Origin of the sequence: Dielma fastidiosa (assembly GCF_003475485.1) — a bacterium.
GTDB lineage: Bacteria > Bacillota_I > Bacilli_A > Erysipelotrichales > Erysipelotrichaceae > Dielma > Dielma fastidiosa.
The window spans coordinates 778,443-794,038 of sequence record NZ_QRQL01000001.1; the positions used below are offsets into that span (position 1 = coordinate 778,443).

Annotated in this window: 13 protein-coding genes, 1 pseudogene and 1 riboswitch; of the genes and pseudogenes, 3 read left to right on the forward strand and 11 right to left on the reverse strand. The window is 38.9% G+C overall.

Annotated elements, in window-relative coordinates:
• Positions 1–200 precede the first annotated feature (200 nt).
• A complete protein-coding gene (locus tag DWZ33_RS04010; RefSeq protein ID WP_022936706.1) occupies positions 201–1,616 on the forward strand; it encodes an MATE family efflux transporter in 1,416 nt (471 codons plus the stop codon).
• A complete protein-coding gene (locus tag DWZ33_RS04015) occupies positions 1,613–2,203 on the forward strand; it encodes a cytidylate kinase-like family protein (protein ID WP_022936705.1) in 591 nt (196 codons plus the stop codon). The genes DWZ33_RS04010 and DWZ33_RS04015 overlap by 4 nt, the downstream gene beginning before the upstream one ends.
• Positions 2,204–2,333: 130 nt before the next feature.
• Here DWZ33_RS04015 and DWZ33_RS04020 read toward each other — a convergent pair whose 3' ends face one another.
• The 11 genes and pseudogenes from DWZ33_RS04020 to DWZ33_RS04075 form a co-directional block, all read right to left on the reverse strand.
• Complete coding sequence (locus DWZ33_RS04020; protein WP_118453885.1) at positions 2,334–2,630, reverse strand: MGMT family protein; 297 nt, start codon at positions 2,628–2,630, stop codon at positions 2,334–2,336.
• Positions 2,631–2,743: 113 nt separating this feature from the next.
• Positions 2,744–3,094, reverse strand: coding sequence for a GNAT family N-acetyltransferase (locus tag DWZ33_RS04025; protein WP_220452385.1), 351 nt, complete (start codon positions 3,092–3,094; stop codon positions 2,744–2,746).
• Between the two features lie 316 nt (positions 3,095–3,410).
• A complete protein-coding gene (locus DWZ33_RS04030) occupies positions 3,411–5,276 on the reverse strand; it encodes an oleate hydratase (RefSeq protein ID WP_244925843.1) in 1,866 nt (621 codons plus the stop codon).
• 83 nt (positions 5,277–5,359) lie between these two features.
• Positions 5,360–5,920 (reverse strand): TetR/AcrR family transcriptional regulator, encoded by a 561-nt coding sequence (locus DWZ33_RS04035; protein WP_118453887.1) that lies wholly within the window; start codon positions 5,918–5,920, stop codon positions 5,360–5,362.
• Between the two features lie 5 nt (positions 5,921–5,925).
• Complete coding sequence (locus tag DWZ33_RS04040; protein ID WP_022936700.1) at positions 5,926–6,651, reverse strand: DUF2238 domain-containing protein; 726 nt, start codon at positions 6,649–6,651, stop codon at positions 5,926–5,928.
• A 113-nt stretch (positions 6,652–6,764) separates the two neighbouring features.
• Positions 6,765–7,706, reverse strand: coding sequence for a helix-turn-helix domain-containing protein (locus DWZ33_RS04045; protein ID WP_118453888.1), 942 nt, complete (start codon positions 7,704–7,706; stop codon positions 6,765–6,767).
• 216 nt (positions 7,707–7,922) lie between these two features.
• Positions 7,923–9,095, reverse strand: a complete 1,173-nt coding sequence (locus DWZ33_RS04050) for a metal-dependent hydrolase family protein (protein ID WP_022936697.1) — start codon at positions 9,093–9,095, stop codon at positions 7,923–7,925.
• A gap of 84 nt (positions 9,096–9,179) precedes the next feature.
• Positions 9,180–11,424, reverse strand: a pseudogene (gene pflB, locus DWZ33_RS04060) (formate C-acetyltransferase).
• Positions 11,424–11,723, reverse strand: coding sequence for a YbbN family protein (locus DWZ33_RS04065; protein ID WP_118453890.1), 300 nt, complete (start codon positions 11,721–11,723; stop codon positions 11,424–11,426). Before DWZ33_RS04065 ends, pflB begins: the two are co-directional and overlap by 1 nt.
• Positions 11,710–12,444 carry a pyruvate formate-lyase-activating protein gene (gene pflA, locus DWZ33_RS04070; protein WP_118453891.1) on the reverse strand — a complete coding sequence of 245 codons (735 nt, stop codon included), beginning with the start codon at positions 12,442–12,444 and terminating at the stop codon, positions 11,710–11,712. The genes DWZ33_RS04065 and pflA overlap by 14 nt, the downstream gene beginning before the upstream one ends.
• Positions 12,445–12,544: 100 nt before the next feature.
• Positions 12,545–12,623, reverse strand: a riboswitch (ZMP/ZTP riboswitch).
• A gap of 79 nt (positions 12,624–12,702) precedes the next feature.
• Complete coding sequence (locus DWZ33_RS04075) at positions 12,703–13,644, reverse strand: hypothetical protein (protein WP_118453892.1); 942 nt, start codon at positions 13,642–13,644, stop codon at positions 12,703–12,705.
• 852 nt (positions 13,645–14,496) lie between these two features.
• Between DWZ33_RS04075 and DWZ33_RS04080 the strand changes: the two genes are divergently transcribed.
• Positions 14,497–14,985 carry a hypothetical protein gene (locus DWZ33_RS04080; RefSeq protein WP_118453893.1) on the forward strand — a complete coding sequence of 163 codons (489 nt, stop codon included), beginning with the start codon at positions 14,497–14,499 and terminating at the stop codon, positions 14,983–14,985.
• Positions 14,986–15,596: the final 611 nt, after the last annotated feature.

Consider the following 15,596-nt stretch of genomic DNA (forward strand, 5'->3'; position numbering starts at 1 on the left):
ATTTTTGATTCCGATTATAATTAAACCATGCAACGCGTAGCTTTCGGCGTAAAACCAGTTGGCACTACGGGTTGCTTTTTATGTGGTTTTCAATATATAATCAAAACCAAAATTGTATATTTAAGTTTTTAGCGTGTGGCCAAGGGCATAAATCCAGCTCCTTTTGCCGCTCGCTTTTTTGTTTAACAAGGAGGAAATTTATGGAACAAAAATCGAATCATTTTTTAGAAACAGAGGCCATTCAAACACTGATGCGCAAGTATGCCCTGCCCTGCATTATATCCTTGCTGGTAGCGGCATTATACAATATCGTAGATCAAATATTCATCGCCAATGCCAGTTATCTGGGCTCTTATGGCAATGCCGCTAATACCGTTGTATTTCCATTGACCGTGGTCGCACTCGCCGCTGCCGTTATGATTGGCGATGGCTGCTGTGCCTTTGTGAGCTTATCACTAGGAGCCAATGATAAAACGAAGGCTCATCAAAGCATCGGCAATGCCATTCTGTTATGCCTGACTGCTTCCCTGCTGCTTACGGCGATTTATTTACTTTTTCAAGATGCAATCCTGACGATGTTTGGCGGTCAGGTAAATGCGGAAACATTTGCCTTGAGTAAATCATATTTTTTCACTATTACCCTTGGTATTCCCTTCTATATGTTTGGACAGGCAATGAATCCCATTATCCGCTCTGACGGGAGTCCAAAATTTGCAATGATTTCTACGCTGGCTGGCGCCGCAGTCAATATTATTTTAGATCCCATCTTTATTTTTATCTTCAAATGGGGTATGATGGGGGCAGCAGCAGCGACCGTAATCGGACAAGTTCTAACTGCCGTTCTTGCAATCTGGTACCTTTGTCATATGAAAGCTGTCACACTGAATAAAAATAGTTTTACGATTCAGCCAAAACTGACTCTGCGCTTTTTGTCTTTAGGCATCTGCAGCTTCCTTTCGCAGATTTCATTGGTAGCAGCGATGGCGGCAATCAACAATATGATTACCAAGTACGGTGCGCTTGATCCTATTTTTTCACAGGCTCAATATGCACAGATACCTATGGCCGTCGTTGGTATTGTCATGAAATTCTTTCAGATCGTAATATCAATTGCCGTCGGTATGGCAGCTGGCTGCATTCCTATTATTGGTTACAATATCGGTGCCGGACGTCAAGATCGAGCGCGCAGTCTGTTTACCCATCTTTTAATATGGGAGGCCATTGTCGGTGCGGTTGCACTACTCATCGCAGAATGCTTCCCACATCAGTTAATCACGGTTTTTGGTGCTGCGAATGAAAGTATTTATTATACAGAATTTGCTGTGCGTTCCTTCCGCATCTATTTATGTATGATGATTTTTGCCTGTGTCAATAAGGCAACCTTCATCTACCTTCAAGCGTTAGGAAAGGCACTCGTATCTACGCTGCTTTCGATGCTGCGTGAAGTAGTATTTGGTGTCGGCTTTGCCTTAATCCTGCCGCTGTTCTTTGGTTTAGACGGCGTCCTTTATTCCATGCCGGTATCTGATATTTTAACCTTCTTAATATCCGCAGCCGTTATCTTCAGCACTTATAAGTATTTAGATTCAGAACAGAAAAAGGAGATCCTATCATGAACAAAAAAATTATTACTATCAGCCGTGAATTTGGCAGCGGCGGCCGAACTGTCGGAAAGCTTACGGCAGAAAAATTGGGTATCGCGTGTTATGATCAATCATTGATTGAGGAATTATCTGCGAAAAGCGGCTTCACAAAGGAATATATTGCCGAGAAAAGTGAATATGCCAGTCATGGCGGCTGGTTAGCCAATGCTTTTGCGGATCGTTCAGTGGACGGCTACTCCAATCAGGATTATATTTGGTTCATTCAAAGAAAAATCATACTTGAACTGGCAGAGAAAGGCCCGTGTGTGATCGTTGGCCGCTGTGCTGATTATATATTAAAAGAACACGATTGTTTAAAGGTATTTATTCATGCCAGTATGGAAAAACGCGCACAACGGATTGTCGAACAATATGGTGAAAGAGATGATTCACCAATGAAGCGCTTAAAAGACAAGGATAAACGCCGTGCCGCTTATTATCAGTTCTATACAGACATGAACTGGGGAGATGTGCATAATTATCACATTTCTTTAGACAGCGGTGAACTGGGCATTGATCAATGTGTTGAATTGATTACCCATCTTTATAATGCTGAATAATGTAAAATGTACTTATACCGTAATTGGATAAGTACATTTTTTATTATGTAGAAATTTTATTTTAAGTATCAAAGTACCAATAATAAAAGTTATCTAAAATGATAAAAAGAAGATGAAATTATTCATTTTTTTAATTTTTCCATTGATAACTGGCCATGTCAATTTTCCCTGAGGCTGTGCAGAAAACACCTTCATTTGCCAATAATTCGCGCTGTTCCTCCCAGCCCGTGACTAAGCGGCCATCGCTGTGCAGTACCCGATGACATGGATAACGGCCAAAATATTCAGCCTGTGAGAGAATCTTGCCAACCATCCGCGCCCGTTTTGGATAGCCGGATAAGGCAGCAATCTGGGAGTAGCTGGCAACCTTGCCTTTAGGTATTTCACGCACGATTTCTAAGACCATATAGGCAAAATCTTCATACATAGAAGAACCTCCTTTTTTATACTTTGACTGATTCCTGCTTAATTTCCTTGATAAGCAGCAGTTCCATTGGCTGAGCATATTTAGGAATGTCAATTATGAAGCTGCCGCAGTCTTTATAGCCCAGCTTTCGATAAAAATGCTGAGCTTCTTTCATCTACCTGAGTAGATGTCAGCAGCATACCATATCCTTGTTCTTTCATATCTTTTTCCCAATAAGTCATTAACTGTTTGCCATACCCTTTTCCTCGATACTCTTCATCAATGATTAGCATCGTACAGAATGGGGTATTATCCCAAAATAAATTATATCTTAAAAGCCCTATCGGTTTATCAGAGAGCAATAAAACATAAGCTCTTTTTGTATGCAATTTATTTTCAAATTCTTTCTCTGGCAAGTGTTTATCAAGACAAAACCAAAACTGTTTATCAGCAGCCTTTAAATATCTAATTTCAACCTTTTGCATGCTCTATCACCCCTTATTTATCAAACCCTAACCATCGTATTGCTTTATATGCCATTTACGCCAGTGATGACGTAATTACAACCATTAGAATATTGTACAGAGATAATCCTTTTATCCGAATTTTAGCCGGCAAAAATACAAAGCAGACAGTAACCACTAAAAAGATAATTAGTCAATTAAATTCATCAAATAAGACCGGCCAAAGTAATTTCTTCATAATCTGCCTGCTTTATCTTTTATAAGCCTTTATATCCGTATTATATCATTTGCAATGACACATGAAAAGGTACCGCTTTTAGCAGTACCCTTAAACAAACTATTCCTCTGTATCCGGAATCAATCCTGATTCCTTCAATAAAATTTCCACATCAGTTCCCTTCACAAACCGCATCGCTATCTTAATCATTTCTCTTTCCTTAAATGACAGCTTAATATTTGTAATCGGCTGCTTATCAATTGCATAATAGCAAGCTCTCAGCAATTCACGTACATCATATTTACTGCCCCATACTTCCGGCACACCGCGGTCAACATTTAATAATGTATAAACTGATTCCATACCTGTACGCATTGAATATTCCGTAGTGAAAATAGTGTCTCTCGGTGTTTCCGCAAACTGACCGATGAAGGCAAAGTTTACAGCACCTTCAGGTACAACCTTTGGACGGTCACTTTCTTTTCTTGGCTGGAAGAATGAATTAATGAACGGCATGAAGCAAGTGGTTGTGTTGCAGGCATTCTTCGCTAAATCTTCAATTTGATCTACAGGTACGCCGATATGATAGAGCCATTCCTGACAAATTTCCTCACCGGTGCAATCACGCATTGCCTTTTTAACAAAATTACCCTCTTTATTGGTCGTTAAACCATAAACCCAAATCAATACAGTATCTTTATCCTGAGCCTTAAACTGCGGCTGACGATTAATGGTCCAAGACATGTACCAATTTTCTGTACTGTCTTTAACCGTAACAATACCGCCGGTTGTAACCTTTCCTTCACGAGGATCACGTTTACAGATTTTCATAATATGCTGAATGATATCCTCATTCGCAGTCGCAACCGTAGCACTCATCCAGTTTGTAGCTTCAAAATCATCACAATAATGATCCGGGTTGCCATATTCGCCATGCTCCGCCTGCGCGGCAATATTCTTCCACAGATCCCAGCTTTCACCGGTACCATTCTTTACACATGATAAATCTGGAACAGTATTCTGATCGCCGTAGCAAGAGGTATCCGTGCAGCAGCCATTTGTAATAAATACTAAATCATCAGCTGTTAAATCAATGGTCTGTTCAACACCATCTTTAATATAAACAATTTGCTTAGCTACACGTTCACCATTTTTATTTTCAATAACAACATTTTTTACATTCATGCCAAATTCTAATGTTACACCATGAGCTTCCAGATATTTCACCAGCGGCAGAATCATACTTTCATATTGATTGTACTTAGTGAAACGCAAAGCACTAAAATCAGGCAAGCCATCAATATGATGAACATAACGGCAAAGATAACGCTTCATTTCCAAAGCACTTGACCAGCGCTGGAAAGCAAACATTGTCTGCCAATAGAGCCAGAAATTTGTTGACCAGAATGATTCCGGCAGCACATCTGATATTTTTTTATCTTCTAAATCCTTTTCAGGAGTGATAAATAACTTGGACATTGCTAATGCAGACTCTTTATCTAACGTAAACTTCTTATCTGTATGCGCATCCTCACCGCAATTAGTTGATGCACGGCATAAAGAGTAATTCGGATCTTCTTTATTTAACCAATAATATTCATCAAGTACAGTTACTCCCGGCGTTTCAATAGATGGAACATCACGGTATACATCCCACATAACCTCAAAATGATTATCCATTTCACGGCCGCCGCGCATATAATAGCCTTTTGTAATATCTTTACGGCCATCACAGCTGCCGCCGGCCAAATCTAATTTTTCTAAAATATGAATTTGTTCACCTTTCATCTGTCCATCACGAACAAGATAGAATGCTGCTGTCAGAGCGGCAAGACCTGAACCAATCACATAAGCTGATTTACGGTCAACGTCAGCCGGTTTCTTTGGACGTGCAAATGCTTCATAATTACCACTGCTATAATACATATTAAGTACCTCCATTTGTTTTACACCCATAGAATACTCAATATTTAAAAGAACTGCCATAGACATTACATCCTGCCTGTCCAATCTTTCAACACTGCCTTAACCTTGACAAAATTTCATACAAAAACACTGACTTGTATAAATCAGTGTTCCTTTTCAAAATCATGAAGCGCTTTTGTGATATTGCCGTGAATCATTACATAAAGACGCTGAATAATTGTCTGCGGTTCTTCCCTCATTCCCTTGCTGATCCAGTCAAGCACAATGCCGACAAAACCATATTTATAAAAATCAGCAATAAAAGCTTTATCCGCTTCTGATACTGTATAGGCTGCCGCCTCCTCATCAACAACATCATAAAGCAGATGATAGGTTTGTTCATAAAGGAATCGTTCAAGGTGCTCACGGTTTAATGAATGAAAGGTATTTAATACAAAAGAGCTGTTTTCTATCAGATAGTCAAAAATATTCTGAAAGCCCTGCTGCCAAGTTGCTGCCGTTTTTTTATCGCCAAGAATACGTGCCGCTTCACTGACATAGATCCATTCAATCAGATCATAGATATCCTGAAAATGATAATAGAACGTTTGACGGTTTACCTCACAATCCTCAACCAAGTCTGTCACCGTTATTTTATCAAGCGGTTTCTCCTTCAGCAGCTGTTTCAAAGAGGCCGCTAATGCCTTTTTAGTTGTCTGTGACATAATAACTAAGCGGATAAGCGCTTATCATGATGATTCTTTTTCTTGCGCAGCGTCAGCTTTTCAATAAAACCAGTCTTATATTTCAATGAAATATAACCTACTAATGCCATGATGAAGGCACCTAAGCAGTCAACGATCAAATCCTTCATCGTATCCTGAAGCGCCGCCCTGCCCATCAGCTGCTCACCGGATTCAAGGGCAAACTTCTGCATATTTAAGCCCAGAACACCATCAAAGGTAAATTCATAAATTTCCCAGAATACACCTAGTGTTACCGCAAAGCAGAACGCAAAAATCGCAATGAAAAGCGGTGATAGATTTAATGGTATCTTATCGGTTTTATTCAGCAATGTCACAAAGGAGAAGCCTAATGCCCCCAGCATACCGCCGGAAAAGGTATGCAGAATCGTATCCCAATGCGGTACCGTGTAATAAAATGAACGCACCTCGCCAAGAAAGATCGCCCCGTATAGGAAGATCGCATAAAGTACCAGCATGCCGGAAGGAATCTCGATTTGAAAACGATGCGAAAGCAAGCCTGGTAAAGTCATGGCAAATAAGCCAAGAATACATTGCACAAGCATTAAAACATAATCACTTTTAACACGTCCATAAGGAACATCGTTGCCCGCCGGTGCCAGAAATAATCGAATAATCAAAAAGATTGCCGATATAAGTAAAGAAAAAAAGACAAAACGGTTAATAAATTTACGCCAGTTGAATTTTTTCATAGATTTTCCTTTCCAAATTTAAAATAATCATCATTATTATATCACTTTCTTTCAAAAAGACAGTCAAATTTACACAAACTATATAAACTGTCACCGAAAAGAAAACTGATGGATTACATAAAATCCATCAGTTCAGAAAGCTCTTCAGTCATTCGATTTTCTATAAAATAAGTAAGCAGCCGATTTTTTAACTCATTATTAATGAAAGGATAGGTTTCACTGACATACTCTAAATTGCCAGTTTCAAGCATTTCATCAATGATTTTTTCACGATGTTCTGAGTTGGAAAATGGCATAAAGTCATCAAGCAGATCAAAACGATCATATGCCAGAAGCCATGAAAGTAAAACTGTTTTCTGGGCTGAGTTAAGGAAAGGATAAAGATCATCAAGATCTAAAAAGTCAGGTACATTTTCATATTGCACGATTTTTTCAATCAGCAGATCACGCTGCGCACTGTTTAAGAACGGCAGCAGTTCATCAATTTCCAGCTCATCCAAGGGGGTCTTGGCAATCAGTTCACTCATTCGTTCACGCTTTAGGAACGGATAGATGCTGCTTAATTTTTTATTCATCCGGCCAAGCTTGCCGACTACCCGATCCAACTGGTTAGGCTTCATCAGCGGTGCAAGCTGTTCCAGCAGGCCGCCTAAGTTGATGTTGATAAAGGCATCATCATCGTTTTCATCTGATTCTGTTTTTTCATCATCAACAGGTTTGTCCGCGGCTTTCAATGTTTCATCCTGATCCTGTTTTTCCATAGGCTCAATCGTTTCAGCCGTTTCATCCTGTTCCGCCTCAGTGACTTCTTCAATGATCTGACGGGCTGTCGCAACTTCTTTTTCTTCCTTCATTTCAAAACTGCCTCTTAATAAAGTATCAATACTGATATTAAAGAGATCAGCAATCTTTGGCAGCATCGTTATATCCGGAAGACTTTCATCACGTTCCCATTTAGATACTGCCTGATAAGTAACACCCAGCTGGTCTGCGACTTCTGACTGCGTCATATTTGCTGCTTTACGATAATCAGCGATCGTTTTTCCAATGTTCATATGGTTCTCCTTTAGGTTATCGGTTAGGGTTCATAAGACTGTGTATCCAAAACCAAGCTTTTGCGCTTAAGGCTTTTTTAGCAAATGCTTTTTGCTCCTGCGGATAATAGAATTTCTGTTTTGATTGTCTCATGTTATCACCTTCCCTTGACACCTTCATCATAGAGAAGAAACTTGATTCTAACAATAACCCGTTCGTTGAATTGCTGTTTTCAACTATCGGTTGAGTACTAAAACACCATGTTTATAGACTTTGTTGACATTTTGTAAAGCAGTGATATCGTCTAAAGGATTTTTTTCAAGAACAATTAAGTCAGCAAACTTACCGACTTCAATTGTACCGTGGTCAGCTTCGATGCCTAGACATTCAGCACTGTTATGTGTCGCAAAGGTAATAGCCTCCATCGGCGCAACACCATACTTAACCATTAATTCTAATTCATAGGCTGTTTTATCATGGAAGTTATAAGGTGTACCGGCATCTGTGCCGACTGCAATCTTCACCCCAGCGGCATAAGCCCGTTTAAAGCTTTCCACATGAGCATCAATTACCAGCTTTGATTTACGCATCACATAATCAGGCAGTATTCCTTCGCCATGATCGACGATACATTTTGGCGCTGCAAGTGTAGGTACCAGATAAGTCCCCTGACGCAGCATTTGGGCGATTACTTCATCATCAAGGTAGATGCCATGTTCAATGGAATCAATACCGGCATTCAGCGCGTTGCGGATACCCTGATTCCCCTGGGCATGGGTCGCTGTTTTCTTGCCTGCCTTATGAGCCTCTTCCACGCAGACCTTCATTTCTTCCATCGTAAGCTGCGCGCTGCCCGGTTCTACACCTTTCGTCATAACCCCGCCGGTAGCCATTATTTTGATTACATCCGCTCCCTCACGAAGCAGAATACGCGTATTCTTACGGCATTCATCAACACCATCCGACTGCATGCCGTCACTCCATCCGTGACCGCCGCTCATCGTGATCACACGGCCGCATACGACAAGATCCGGTCCAATTACCGTACCATTATTGATACAATCACGAAGCTGCTGCTCACTGGTTCCCTCAGAACCCAGAGAACGGGCGGCGGTAACACCGCTGTAAAGCAAATCATGCATGAAACGTTCCCCATCATAAGCCTTCTGCAAAGGCGTGCGTGCCTGCTCTTCTTCGGCCCTCATATCACAAGGTGAAAAAGCATGAATATGCGCGTTAATCAGTCCCGGCAGTATCGTAAAATCAGAATAATCAATAAATTCTACTTCCTTAGCCATTTGTTCTGCTTTTAATATTCCCTTAATCTTTCCCTCATCAATGCACAGGATCATGTTCTCACTGACATTCCCGCAGCCATCAATTAATCTTCCAGCTTTTATATATTCCATAAATTAAGCCTCCTGTCTTTCATTCTATTTTACCTTTTGATGCATGAGAAGTAAATGAAAAGTCTGGTTTTCACCAGACCTCGCTTACATTTTTTCGTGCATTGTACGAGATATTACCTCGTCCTGCTGTTCCTTTGTCAATTTATTAAAATTAACAGCATAACCGGATACCCGAATGGTTAACTGCGGATATAATTCAGGATGCTTTTGAGCATCTAACAATGTTTCTCGGTTAAATACATTTACATTCAGATGATGACCGCCGCTTTCCACATAGCCGTCAATCAAATTTACTAGATTATCTACACGCTGACTCATAAGTTCCTCCTTAGTCCTTTCCTAATGATTCCGGCACGATTGAGAAGGTATTTGATATACCGTCACGAGCGTCATCATAATTTAATTTTGCCACTGATGCTAAAGACGCCAATGCGCCGCTTGTATCACGGCCATGCATCGGATTAGCACCCGGTGCAAAAGGTTCACCGGCTTTACGGCCATCCGGTGTATTGCCTGTCTTCTTACCATAAACAACATTACTTGTAATAGTTAAGATACTCATGGAATGAATCCCGCCGCGGTATGTATGATGCTGTCTGAGCTTATCCATGAAATTCTTAACTAAATCAGCCGCTAATTGGTCAACCCGATCATCATTGTTGCCATATTTAGGGAAATCGCCTTCAATCTCATAATCTACGACAATGCCATTTTCATCACGCACGGTTTTAACATGAGCATATTTAATAGCGGATAATGAATCGGCAACCACGGATAAACCAGCTACACCCGTCGCAAACAACCGGCGCACATCATAGTCATGCAGAGCCATTTCAATCGCTTCATAACAATATTTATCATGCATATAATGAATTACATTTAATGTATTGATATATAGACCAGCCAGCCAATCCAAGGTTTGATCATATTTAGCCATTACCTCATCAAAGTCAAGATATTCCGAGGTGATTGGTTCAAAACGCGGTGATACCTGAATTTTTTTCTTTTCATCAATACCGCCGTTAATCGCATAAAGCAATGCTTTCGCAAGATTAGCACGGGCCCCGAAGAACTGCATATCCTTACCCACACGCATGCAGCTTACACAGCAGGCGATGCAATAATCATCACCCATTTCCACACGCATCAGATCATCATTCTCATACTGTAATGAAGACGTTTCAATGGAAAGCTTCGCACAGTATTTCTTAAAGCCATCAGGCAGCTGCTTGGACCATAAAACGGTCAGATTTGGTTCTGGCGCTGATCCTAAGTTTTCCAGTGTATGCAGTACACGGAAGGAATTTTTTGTTACTAAAGGACGTCCGTCAATGCCAACACCGCCGACCGATTCAGTAACCCAAGTTGGATCTCCTGAAAATAAATCATTGTATTCCGGCGTTCTCATGAATTTAACCAGACGCAGCTTCATGATGAAATGATCCATCAATTCCTGTGCCTCAGCTTCTGTTAAGGTACCATTTTCTAGATCACGCTGAATATAAATATCTAAGAAAGTGGAAGTACGTCCTAATGACATGGCCGCACCATTTTGATCCTTAACCGCAGCCAGATAACCAAAATAAACCGCCTGAATCGCTTCCTGCGCGCTCTTGGCAGGCTTAGCAATATCACAGCCATAAATTGCCGCCATTTTCTTTAACTCACCTAATGCACGGATCTGTTCCGCAACCTCTTCACGATCACGAATCTTATCTTCATACATACTGCCATTCAAGCGAATCCGCATCACTTCTTTTTTATCTTCAATTAACGCGTCAACACCATACAGGGCAATGCGGCGATAATCGCCAACAATGCGGCCGCGGCCATAAGCATCAGGCAGACCGGTAATGATACCACAAGTACGGGCAGCCCTCATTTCAGGCGTATAAGCATCAAATACTCCCTGATTATGGGTTTTGCGATATTGCGTAAAGATTTTCTTAATTTCCGGATCAAGCTCATAACCATAAGCCTCTAAAGCACTTTCACTCATACGAATACCGCCAAAAGGCTGCAGCGCACGTTTAAATGGCTTATCGGTCTGAAAACCAACAATCTTTTCTAATTCTTTGTTTAAATATCCTGCCGCATGGGAAGTTAACGTTGATACTACACTGGTATCAGCATCTAATACACCGCCTGCCGCTCTTTCCTGCTCATTCAATGACAGTACCTGCTGCCATAAAGCCGTTGTCGCATCACTAGGCCCGGCAAGAAAAGCTTCATCACCTGTATAAGGCGTATAATTCTTCTGTATGAAATCACGGACATTAATTTCCTTGATCCACTTTCCTTCTTTAAACCCTGTCCATTCTTCTCTCATCATGCTCTTTCTCCTTGTCGATTAAATTGTTCGATTTTGGCATCCAGCCACACAGCGAGGATTTCTTCAGGCTGATAGCCGTGAACCTCGCCAATAAATTCATCATTGCCAAGCAAAACAAGTGCCGGCAGATGTGTCAAACCATAACGTCGGACAATCTTTGCGATTTCCTCCAGTTCACCAATTTCTACAAAATCACAGTCATCGCGATTTGCAAGCACCTGGCGAACCACCGGCAGATTCTGCGCACAGCCGGCACAGACATCGCCATTCAGCTGTATAAGTTTAAATTTTTTCATGCTGATCTCCACATAATATTTCTCTGGCCATTATAACCTTTTCAGCACTTGGCGCGTTTACCCCAGCCAGCGGATAATCAAGACCAAGACTTTGATACTTCACAATCCCCATCGTGTGATAAGGGAGAACCTCAACCTTCTCTACATTTGATAAGGTATCGATCCATTTCCGCATGGCCATTAAATGCTCTGCATCATCCGTCAGTCCCGGCACCAGCACATGACGAATCCAAACGGGTACATGGTGCTGAGCTAAGAAAGATGCGAAAGCGAATACCCGATCATTCTCAAAACCGCACAGTTCTTTATGTCTGGCACTGCTCATTTGCTTCATATCAAGAAGAACTAAATCACACAACTCACAAAGCTTGAGATACCGATCATCCTTTTGATTAAAAGTGATTCCCGACGTATCTAAACAAGTGTGAATCCCCTCTTTTTTACATAAAGCAAATAATTCAAGTACAAAATCTAACTGCAGACACGCCTCGCCGCCGCTGATTGTCAAGCCGCCAGTATCCTTATAATAAGGACGATACTTTAATATTTCATGAAGAATCTCATCAGGTGTTTTCAAAACACCACTCTCAAGATTCCATGTATCTGGATTGTGACAATAAAGACAGCGCATTGGACAGCCCTGCATAAACAATACGAAACGGATTCCCGGACCATCAACGGTTCCAAATGTTTCAATTGAATGAATTCTTCCCTGAGTCAATGATCATCCCTCCGTAACGTACATTTAGTCTATCGAAAGTCAGCCGATCTGTAAAGTAAAACCACTTAAAAATTGATACAAAAAAGCCGACTCATCCGGACTGAATTGCCCAGACGGTCGGCGCTGCACTGTCATACTTCATGTGGTTAATTCCACTTCCGTCAGTCGTATAACTATTAATAAAATAGCATTGACCAAAGGCTTTGTCAAGCATGGATATGAACGAATAAATAAAGTTTACATAGTTAAGCGGTTACATCATTCATTCTCAATAAAATTATCTTTTGGAAAGGTTCGTGCATATGGATCTCCTATATGTGTTTTTAGAATCTCTAATAATTTTCCCGCATCATAATCACTTGCTTCATTTGAATCTCTCACCTCTAATATGATTTTCCCTATCTTAAAATAGTATTCTTGTAGAGGATACGCTTTACCATTATATTCACCATCCTTATTCATATTATAAGCATCAATCATCATCTCAGCATTTGATGGATATTGATATATGGATATGCCTGCATGAGTTCTATTCTCAAAAAATACAGTTATACTTGTTTCATATCCTTTGAATAACCAAAGTTCATTATTCCCTTCTGTGCAATGTACAGTTCCATATTCCATTAATATGGATATTAAGCTATAAACAGACATATCATTACAATCCACATTATATTTGTATGGATCACCTAATATAAGGTCATCACTTTCCAACTCATTGAAATCCATATCATTCACGGATTTAACATTGATACTTTTCGCAATAATCGTATTATTCGCTAAATTCATATCACCTTCATCAAAAGTAACTGTTAATTGATCCCCTACTTGCAGAGCTGTATCATCAAAATTCCTGATTGCGGATACATCAAGATAATTACTTTCTATACTGTATATATACCCTGATAAAGGTTCAGCCGGATTCTCTGGATAGACCAACACATCAGGAACAAAGCCAAATTCCATAGGATAAGCAGCTTCTTGCTTATGCGGGATGATAATTGGCTCTGAGGGTTCTATACTGCGCATCACTCTGCCTACTGGATAAGCAATCACATAATCGCTATACACCTTCGCAACTTCTAGTAAGATACTCGTTTTTGTACTGACTGATTGGACTAGTATATCAATGATTGAACAGCCACTCAGAATGGTCAGCATTAAACTTAAACATAATATTAAATTAATCTTCTTTTGCATTTTCACCCCTCCTTCAACCGATTTGTAATTTAATCATTGTCAAAACAGAAAAATCATAGGTGATGAAAATTGAAAACAATAAGCAAGAAAATCAAATAAATGAATATGCTATATATTTATATTTTATCATATTAAAAAACTAAACGCACAATTATGATAAACAGTCTATTAATCTTCAAAGAATTTAAGGATAAATAGTTTGAAGAGTATGAAAATGGTAATTTTTTTAAAATTTTATATATAAAAGCTGCCTTGTATTTCACAGATTGCTTGATTTATTACTTAGATTTACTTATAATAATAGTGAAGAAAGACATCTTTCAGGTGTCTGCCTTAATTAATCTTAAAACAAGCACTCTGTCTAAACGGTCAAATTTAGAAAACAGAGTGTTTTGTTTTTATTTTTCCTTCTTTGAACTTTCAAAGAGGATGTAAAAACAAAGATGGATCAAGTCAATCACTATCGCTGCACCAGACAAAACCGATGCTATAACAGCAATTATAAGTGATAAATCCATACCGTTTATCCTCCCTTCCAATCCCAAAAGGAAAAAAGAGAGAGGAGCTTATCGGCAGTCACTCTGTTAGATGTTTTCTTCTCTATAATTTTAACATATCAACGCTATTTTTAAAATATAAAATTATATCTCATTCTGATATATCCCTGAAATTAATATTAGTCTTATTAAGCAAAATTTGCCTTGACATAAAAATCACAGGCAGTTATCCTGAAAGTGAAAAACAACTTACATATGTTTATTAAAGTACATATCTATGATAACTCTACTTGCTTTATAGAATAGTTATCACACATAAAATCAAAAACAGCTATTTTTAAAAGGAGGAAATATAATGAATAGAATATTCAGTCAAATAATTAAGTTTTTAATTAAATTGATTTCCATCCATCTCATATTCTTATCTATTCATTTAATTTCCAAAATGTATTTGCAAGATGTTTATATCTTTGAATGGACCTCAAGGTATGATTTTATTTTCCCATGGCTGATAGCATTGATTTGGGTGATTTTCAACAAATATACAGTAGCTCTTTCTATGGCAGTAGGTCACATTGTAGGTCTATTTCTTGGTCTTTACTTAGATGAACGCAGAATTGCAGACGTTCTTCTTCATTATGATATATCTGAATTAACTGGTGCTAAATATGAATTGCTGCAGTCTAAAGCAGCTTATACATGGTTTTATACCATTTTAATTTTCATGATTATCGGTATTATTTTACAGAAATATGTTTTTAAAACGAATGAGCCATCAATAATAAAAACACTGTTTAATTCATTCAAGGAATGGATTAAACACGAAATGGGTATTATTGAATAAATTAGCTTTATAAGTTAAGCAATTACAATGGAAAGCAATTTCTGCTTAGTTTAAATTCCATACCACATAAGTTTTATATGCTATATATGTTATGATTTCCGACCGTTAATGTATTAGTCTATGATTAAATAGTTTGATGAGTAAGTAAAAAAAGCGATTTCTTAAAAAAATTTCTATATAAAAGCTGTCTTGTATTTCACAGATTGCTTGATTTATTTCTTAGATTTACTTATAATAATAGTGAAGAAAGACATCTTTCAGGTGTCTGCCTTAAATCACTTTAAAAACAAGCACTCTGTCTAAACGGTCAAATTTAGAAAACAGAGTGTTTTGTTTTATTTTTCCTTCTTTGAACTTTCAAAGAGGATGTAAAAACAAAGGCGGATCAAATCAATCACTATCGCTACACCAGACAAAACCGATGCTATAACAGCAATTATAAGTGATAAGTCCATACCGTTTATCCCCCCTTCCAATCCCAAAAGGAAAAAAGAGAGAGGAGCTTATCGGCAGTCACTCTGTTAGATGTTTTCTTCTCTATAATTTTATCATATCAACACTATTTTTGAAATATAAAATTATATCTCATTCTGATATATCCTTAAAATTAA

What these genes read in the sequence shown, in the direction of transcription:
- DWZ33_RS04010 (WP_022936706.1), top strand. Translation starts at nt 201, where the DNA reads ATGGAACAAAAATCGAATCATTTTTTAGAAACAGAGGCCATTCAAACA.
- DWZ33_RS04015 (WP_022936705.1), top strand. Translation starts at nt 1,613, where the DNA reads ATGAACAAAAAAATTATTACTATCAGCCGTGAATTTGGCAGCGGCGGC.
- DWZ33_RS04020 (WP_118453885.1), bottom strand. Translation starts at nt 2,630, where the DNA reads ATGTATGAAGATTTTGCCTATATGGTCTTAGAAATCGTGCGTGAAATA.
- DWZ33_RS04025 (WP_220452385.1), bottom strand. Translation starts at nt 3,094, where the DNA reads ATGCAAAAGGTTGAAATTAGATATTTAAAGGCTGCTGATAAACAGTTT.
- DWZ33_RS04030 (WP_244925843.1), bottom strand. Translation starts at nt 5,276, where the DNA reads ATGGCAGTTCTTTTAAATATTGAGTATTCTATGGGTGTAAAACAAATG.
- DWZ33_RS04035 (WP_118453887.1), bottom strand. Translation starts at nt 5,920, where the DNA reads ATGTCACAGACAACTAAAAAGGCATTAGCGGCCTCTTTGAAACAGCTG.
- DWZ33_RS04040 (WP_022936700.1), bottom strand. Translation starts at nt 6,651, where the DNA reads ATGAAAAAATTCAACTGGCGTAAATTTATTAACCGTTTTGTCTTTTTT.
- DWZ33_RS04045 (WP_118453888.1), bottom strand. Translation starts at nt 7,706, where the DNA reads ATGAACATTGGAAAAACGATCGCTGATTATCGTAAAGCAGCAAATATG.
- DWZ33_RS04050 (WP_022936697.1), bottom strand. Translation starts at nt 9,095, where the DNA reads ATGGAATATATAAAAGCTGGAAGATTAATTGATGGCTGCGGGAATGTC.
- DWZ33_RS04065 (WP_118453890.1), bottom strand. Translation starts at nt 11,723, where the DNA reads ATGAAAAAATTTAAACTTATACAGCTGAATGGCGATGTCTGTGCCGGC.
- DWZ33_RS04075 (WP_118453892.1), bottom strand. Translation starts at nt 13,644, where the DNA reads ATGCAAAAGAAGATTAATTTAATATTATGTTTAAGTTTAATGCTGACC.
- DWZ33_RS04080 (WP_118453893.1), top strand. Translation starts at nt 14,497, where the DNA reads ATGAATAGAATATTCAGTCAAATAATTAAGTTTTTAATTAAATTGATT.